General features: G+C 65.0%; 2 protein-coding genes. Both read right to left on the bottom strand.

All coding sequences use genetic code 11. The features are described 5' to 3' along the window. Positions 1-632 (bottom strand): condensation domain-containing protein (locus J2Z31_RS29035; protein ID WP_209607216.1); only part of this gene is annotated, 632 nt, incomplete at its 3' end. A gap of 9 nt (positions 633-641) precedes the next feature. After that, positions 642-1466: phosphopantetheine-binding protein (locus J2Z31_RS29030; protein ID WP_209607214.1), on the bottom strand; the 825-nt coding region annotated here is incomplete at its 5' end.

Below are 1466 nucleotides of genomic sequence, written 5' to 3'. Positions count from 1 at the left end.
GGCGGCAAAGGATCGGCGCGCCCGGCCGTAAACGCCCGGTAAAGCTGACTAAGCTCGCGCATCAGCACGCCCATCGACCAGCCGTCGGCGACGATGTGATGCTGCGTCAGCAGGAAGACGTGATCGTCATCCGCCAGCCGGATCAGGCGGCCGCGGATCAGCGGCCCGCGCGCCAGATCGAACGGTGTCCTTGCTTCTTCTGCGCACAGAGCCGAAAGCAAAACCTCGGCATCCGGCAGCCCTTGCAGATCGTGCTCTGTCACCGGCAGGCCGGCATCGGCCGGCAGCAGCTCGACCCGGGGCCGGCCCTCAGGGGCGACAAAGACACTGCGCAGCGCCTCGTGACGGGCAAACAGCTGATCAAGGCTCCGCCGCCATGCGGCATGATCGAGCCTGCCCCGCAATCGCCAGCCCAGGGGAATGTTATAGTTCGTGCTGTCTTCGTCCAACTGCGACAAGAACCAGAGACGCTGCTGCGAATAGGACAGCGCAAGCGCACCATCACGGCTGATGTTCGGTATCAGTGTAGCTTTTAGGTCGCGGGCTCGATTTCGCTCTCTGGCCAGGGAAAGGAGCTTAGCTAAGCTGCCTGAATCCAGTTCTTCTAATTGGTCGATGACAAAATCGGTCATTTCAGAGTCCTAGGAAGAAAGCAGCTTCTGAAGTTCGTCGCGATCAAATTCTTGAGTGATCAAGCTGATGGAAGATTCCCGGGCTAGCTCAGCCAATGTCGGCGTGGCGAACAGGGTCGCCAGTGGCAGCTCCACTGCCAAGGCCTCTGTCAGCCTGGCAAGCAGGCGCACCGCCAGCAGCGAATGGCCGCCGAGCTCGAAGAAGTTGTCGTGGCGGCCGACCCGCTCGATGCCGAGCAGCTCTTCCCAGATCCCGGCCAGCAGCGTCTCGATCTCGCCCTGCGGCGCCTCATAGGCTCGCCGCGCATAGGCCTCGTCATCAGGAACCGGCAGTGCCTTGCGATCGAGCTTGCCGTTCGGTGTCAGTGGCAGCACATCCAGCCGCACAAAGGCTGACGGCACCATGTAGTCCGGCAGCAGGCCACCGAGATGGGCCCGCAACGCCGCCGGCAGCTCAGCGCCACCGGCCTCGTCCGACCCGTCCGCCGCCTTCGCAACCACATAGGCGACGAGCCGCTTGTCGCCCGTCGCATCCGGGCGCGCCACGACGGCCGCATCGGCGACAAGCGCATGCTCGCAGAGCCGGGCGGCGATCTCGCCCGGCTCGATGCGGAAACCGCGGATCTTCACCTGCTCGTCGTTGCGGCCCAGGAACTCGAGGTTGCCATCCGGCAGATAGCGCGCCAGGTCGCCGGTCCGGTACATGCGGGCGCCGGCCTCGCCGCTGAACGGATCGGCCAGGAACCGCTCCGCCGTCAGCTCCGGGCGGTTGAGGTAGCCACGCGCCACTCCTGCCCCGCCGATATAGAGCTCGCCCACCGCCCCGAACGGAAC

Origin of the sequence: Sinorhizobium kostiense (assembly GCF_017874595.1) — a bacterium.
GTDB classification, from domain to species: domain Bacteria; phylum Pseudomonadota; class Alphaproteobacteria; order Rhizobiales; family Rhizobiaceae; genus Sinorhizobium; species Sinorhizobium kostiense.
This window is presented reverse-complemented; position numbering and strand designations above follow the sequence as displayed.